This window comes from Streptomyces sp. NPDC058877 (assembly GCF_042742855.1).
GTDB lineage: Bacteria > Actinomycetota > Actinomycetes > Streptomycetales > Streptomycetaceae > Streptomyces.
Genome location: NZ_JBHYMF010000308.1, coordinates 1 through 5,405 on the forward strand (window position 1 = coordinate 1; position 5,405 = coordinate 5,405).

Here is a 5,405-nt window from a genome sequence, read left to right on the forward strand (position 1 = left end):
GCCCGAGCTGCCCTCGTCGTCCTGCAGCTCGAACACGGCCGCACCGCCTGAATGAAGATCACAAACCGTCACGAGACGTTACCGAGAAGGGTTCAGTGGAAGGGGTCGTCATCTCGACCGTCCCAGGTGCGGTCGCAGGAGGTCGGCGGCCTGAGCCCCGTACACGGTGTGCACGGTGTCTGCCACGCGTGCCGGGTCGACCTCGTAGGTTTGGGAGCCGATGGTGCTCAGGGCCAGTGCGGCTGTTGCGCAGCCCAGTTGGGCGGCGCTGGGCAGGGCGAGGTGCCAACTGATCGCGGCCAAGAAGCCCGCGCGAAACGCGTCGCCCACGCCGGTGGGGTCTTCGACGCTGACGTCGGGGATCGCCTCCAGGGTGATCGTCGGTTCGTTGTCGTGTTCGATGCGCACGCCTTTCGATCCCAGGGTGGTTACCCAGGTGCCGACCTGCTGCAGCACCTGCGTTGGTGACCAGCCGGTCTTCTCCAGCAGCAGGGCTCTTTCGTACTCGTTGGTGAACAACAGCCTCGCTCCTTGCACCAGGTCGTGCACCTGCTGTCCGTGGAGTCGTGCCAGTTGTTGGGAGGGGTCTGCGACGAACGGGATGCCCAGGGTGCGGGCCTGCGCGGTGTGGTGGAGCATCGCGTCGGGATCGTCGGGCGAGATCACGATCAGGTCCAGTGGGCTGTGGGTGTGGGGGGCGCGCAGGTCGATCGTGCCGGCCTCGGCCATGGCGCCGGCGTAGAAGGCCGCGATCTGGTTGGCGTCGCGGTCGGTCATGCACAAGAAGCGGGCGGTCTGGCGCTCGGTGGACACGTGCACCGCGCTGGTGTCGACGCCGTGTTCCTTGAGCCAGATCTCGTACTCGGCGAAGTCGCTGCCGACGGCGCCGGCGAGTAGCGGGGACAGCCCGAACCCGCCCAGCCCGTAGGCGATGTTGGCTGCCACCCCGCCCCGTCGCACCTCAAGGGTGTCGACGAGGAAGGAGAGCGAGACGTGGGCCAGCTGGTCGGGAAGGATCTGCTCGGCGAAGCGACCCGGGAAGACCATGAGGTGATCCGTGGCGATGGATCCGGTCACCGCGATGCGCACGTGGACTCCTGTCGAACGAAAATTGAGGGGGCGGGGCGGGAGGAGGGCGGGGCCCATGACACGGGCCCCGCGTTGTCCTACAAGCCCGCGGCAGCCCGCAGGGCGTCGGCGCGGTCGGTGCGCTCCCAGGTGAAGTCGGGCAGCTCGCGGCCGAAGTGGCCGTAGGCGGCGGTTGCCGCGTAGATCGGCCGCTTGAGGTCCAGGTCGCGTACGACGGCGGCCGGCCGCAGGTCGAAGACCTGCGCTATCGCCTTTTCGATCTGGTCGGCCGGCACGGTGTTCGTGCCGAAGGTCTCCACGAAGAGCCCGACCGACGCGGCCTTGCCGATGGCGTAGGCGACCTGTACCTCGCAGCGCGTGGCGAGACCGGCCGCGACGACGTTCTTGGCGACCCAGCGCATGGCGTAGGCGGCCGAGCGGTCGACCTTGGAGGGGTCCTTGCCGGAGAAGGCGCCGCCGCCGTGGCGGGCCATGCCGCCGTAGGTGTCGATGATGATCTTGCGGCCGGTCAGGCCGGCGTCGCCCATCGGGCCCCCGATCTCGAAGCGGCCGGTCGGGTTGACCAGCAGCCGGTAGCCGTCGGTGTCCAGCTTGATGCCCTCACCGTCCAGCGCCGCCAGCACGTGCTCGACCACGTGCTTTTTGATGTCGGGCAAGAGCAGCGACTCCAGGTCGATGCCGGAGGCGTGTTGGGAGGAGACCACCACCGTGTCCAGGCGGACCGGCTTGTCGCCGTCGTACTCGATGGTGACCTGCGTCTTGCCGTCCGGACGCAGGTAGGGCAGGACCGTGTTGCGGCGGACCTCGGTCAACCGGTGTGCGAGCCGGTGTGCCAGGTGGATCGGCAGCGGCATCAGCTCTGGGGTCTCATCGCAGGCGTAGCCGAACATCAGGCCCTGGTCGCCGGCGCCCTGCCGGTCCAGCGGGTCCTCCTCGCCCTCCACTCGCGACTCGTAGGCGCTGTCGACGCCTTGGGCGATGTCGGGGGACTGCACGCCGATGGAGACCGACACGCCGCACGAGGCACCGTCGAAGCCCTTGGCGGAGGAGTCGTAACCGATCTCCAAGACCTTCTCGCGCACCAGCTGGGCGATCGGCGCGTACGCCTGGGTGGTGACCTCGCCGGCGATGTGGACCTGACCGGTGGTGATCAGCGTTTCTACGGCGACCCGTGAGGACGGGTCCTTGGTGAGCAGGGCGTCGAGGATGGTGTCGCTGATCTGGTCGGCGATCTTGTCGGGGTGGCCCTCGGTGACGGACTCCGAGGTGAACAGACGACGAGACATCTCACTCCTGATGGCAGGTGGACGGCGGGCGCACGGGCCCCTTGCAGGGATGGACGAACCGGCACGGGCCCAAGGCGGCCACGGCGGTCTTCAAGGTCCGGGCCAGGGCCTGGACGGATGCGGGACAGCTGGGTGCATCGCCGCCGATGACGATCAGCGGCGGACGCCAGCCGTGGGTGGCGATGCGGTCGGCCACCTCACGGGCCAAGGCGGCGGAGGCGGGCAACCCCGCCAGGATCAGCGGCTGGGCACCGGCCACGACCGGACGCAGAGCCATCAGACAGTTTTCGACGTTCGCCGCGGGCGAGACGGTCACCAACGCCAGCGCACCGAAGTCGACGCCGGCCAGATCGTCGTAACACCCCGGCGGGGCACCAGCAGGCGGGATCAGACAGATCGTCCCGCCTTGGGGGAGGTCGGGACCGGCCGGCTGCACCGCACGCGCCGTGAAAGACCGCCGGCCGCGCACGAACGCCTCGTGCCGCCCCACGCCACGAAGGACACGCAGCCGGCCCGCTGCCGGCGACACCCCCCGCACACCGGGCCCGATGCGCGGCACGGGAGCCCCCGCGAGGATCTGCGTCACGTCCCCCACCGTCACCGACCCGTCCGCCATCGCGGGCAACGCACACAACAACCGGACGGTCTGGGCGAGGATCTCGGCTCCGTCCACATCGCTGATGCGGGTGCGGTCGTACACGGCGCTGAGCACCAGCGCCCCCGCACCGTCTTGATGTGCCGTGATGTTGTACGCCAGCGTCGTGTGCGCCTCGATCGTCTCGGCCTGCTCGACGTGCACGCCCTCCAACGCCAGTTCACCAAGCAGCCGGTCCTGCACGCCGCCGGGCTGCGAGGCGACGAAGGTGACCAGCGATTCGGGAAGCGGACCACCGCTGTGGCGCGCCCAGCGGCGAAACTGCCCGGGCGAGACCCACTCATAGGCCGATGCGTCCAAAGAGTGGTCGGCCAGCTCCGACAACAAATCCGTCACCGGCATGGCCGCGGACACCGTGACGTGCACCGGCAGCTGGGTGTCCAGCGGCCCGGGCACCTGCTCGGCGCCCGAAAGGGCGATGCCCCGGCCCGAGGCGGAGGCGGTGAAGACCACCGGTGTGGGCACGGTGTCCAAGACGAACGACTTCGCCGAAGCGCCGTGCACGGCGGCCCGCTGCAGCTGAATGGCCCAGACCGCGTGCAAGACGGTGCTTTCACTGACGCCCCGCTCCACCGCCCACTCCCGCAGCCGTCTGGCCTGGTGCAAGGACAAGCACTGCCGCGTCCGGCCCCGAGAACCACGCCCCAGCAAGGACGCGGCAAGCGTGGGAGAGGCCTTCGTACGGCCGGCAAGAGCAGCAACCCCCGCCGCACTACGGGCCCGGGCGACCCAAAACGCACGGGCCGCAGCCACGTCCTGAGCCGCCAGCCAACGCCCGTGGTCCCGTATGTCGGGCCGCCGCTCACCCCCCGTGGACCGGCCTCCCGCCAGATACGCCCGATACAGGGCACGCTGCAGCAGGCGCACGCTCCAACCGTCCAGCAACGCCCGGTGGTACGTGAGCAAGATCCGGGTGCACTCGCGCTGCTCCTGCAGCAAAGTGATGCGCAGCCCGCCCCCCGGACGGTGGAGGTCGAACGGCTGCTGCCGCTCGGCGAGCAACAGGGCGTGCCAGTTGCCCTCACCCCGCGCATGCCACTGCGCCAACGGGGTGGCCTGGGGATGCACGACGACCAGAGGGGCCGGCTCACCCAGCCGCGGCTCGACCAAAGCACTGCGCAGCGCCGCCTCGCTGTCATACAGCTGCTGCCAGGCAGCCATGAACCGCCCGCGTTCCAGCGGCCCGCGCCAGCGCCAGTGCATCTGCTCGACGTGCAAGGCGGCCTCGGGGTGGGCCATCGCCTCCAACAACACGTCCTGCTGCCCGGGGCTGGCGGGCCACGGGACCATCACATCGGAGCCGTCCGGTTCCGGGCAGCACGCCGGCAACGGCACGGGCCCCTGCTCGGGATGAGCGACCAACTCGGCCAGGGGCCCGGGCGCATACGGCGGCGGAGGCAGCGTCAGTGTGTGATGGCCTGCCGTATAGCGTCGCAGGACCGGCACATGAGGCGCGACACCACGATGCGGCATCTCGTGCCGGTGCCGGCCCGCCGTGCACGGCTGCACGAGCGCGAGGGCGTCGGCCAACGTCTCCGGGCCCAGCCGGCCGCGCAGAACGAGCCGGGGCGGAGGGCCGGACGTGACGGCCACGGTCACGGCCATGCTGACGGTCATCCGGGAACCTCCCTCATCTCCTACGACGTGTTCGTCCGGTGCTCAACGCCCGCGTGGGGATGCGCCGTCGTTCAAAACGGCGCAACCCCACTAAAGGGAGGGGCTGACAGGCGACCGACGGCCCTTTAAGGGCAGCCCCCGCCCCTGGGCGCCGGCTCCGTTCAGACCCCACCACCCGCGTCGCGCCTTAAGCTTTGCGCCCCCGACCAGTGGATTGCTGTAGAAATCCTTGGACATCGATCCCGGCCGGCCGGGAAACGACCACAACCGACGGTGCCCCTGCCCTGAGCAAGGACCCCGCCAACACCCCGGCACCCACCGCGCCTACCCGGGCCGATCGGGCGCGCCGAGACGCTGCACGATCGCCGCGGACAGGCCGTCAACGGTCGGAGTCTCATAGGCCTGACGCAACCCCAACTCGATGCCGAAGGTCCGCGACAGCTGCCGGATCATGCGATACGCGGCAAGGGCACTGCCACCGAGCTCGAAGAAGCTCACGTGCGTGGGCACCACAGCGCTCTTCAGCACAGTGGACCAGACGGCGATCACCTCGTCCCGAACCCTCGTGGGCGTGACCATGGGCACTCTCCCTGCTGGGCGTGAACCTGCGGGCAACGAGGGCGCCACGCACACCGATGGTCACACCGGCTGACGACCGGCACCCCCGCCAGGGCTTGATCAAGTTCCCTGGGTGTCCGGGTTGTTGGTGATGCCCAGGAGGGGGAGGGCTCGTTCGGGCTGGTCGCGGATTGCGCGGG

General features: G+C 69.8%; 4 protein-coding genes. All 4 read right to left on the reverse strand.

Going from position 1 to position 5,405, the window contains the following annotated elements; translation table 11 throughout:
• Positions 1-108 precede the first annotated feature (108 nt).
• On the reverse strand, positions 109-1,089 hold the full coding sequence (locus tag ACFW2Y_RS34530; RefSeq protein ID WP_384887318.1) for a carbohydrate kinase family protein: 981 nt from the start codon (positions 1,087-1,089) through the stop codon (positions 109-111).
• A 77-nt stretch (positions 1,090-1,166) separates the two neighbouring features.
• On the reverse strand, positions 1,167-2,375 hold the full coding sequence (gene metK / locus ACFW2Y_RS34535) for a methionine adenosyltransferase (protein WP_384887321.1): 1,209 nt from the start codon (positions 2,373-2,375) through the stop codon (positions 1,167-1,169).
• A gap of 1 nt (position 2,376) precedes the next feature.
• A complete protein-coding gene (locus tag ACFW2Y_RS34540; protein WP_384887323.1) occupies positions 2,377-4,629 on the reverse strand; it encodes a condensation domain-containing protein in 2,253 nt (750 codons plus the stop codon).
• Positions 4,630-4,971: 342 nt separating this feature from the next.
• Positions 4,972-5,226, reverse strand: coding sequence for a phosphopantetheine-binding protein (locus tag ACFW2Y_RS34545; protein ID WP_384887325.1), 255 nt, complete (start codon positions 5,224-5,226; stop codon positions 4,972-4,974).
• Positions 5,227-5,405 lie beyond the last annotated feature (179 nt).

Excerpts from the sequence above, each read along its gene's own strand:
- metK (WP_384887321.1), bottom strand. The coding sequence starts at position 2,375 with ATGTCTCGTCGTCTGTTCACCTCGGAGTCCGTCACCGAGGGCCACCCC.
- ACFW2Y_RS34545 (WP_384887325.1), bottom strand. The coding sequence starts at position 5,226 with ATGGTCACGCCCACGAGGGTTCGGGACGAGGTGATCGCCGTCTGGTCC.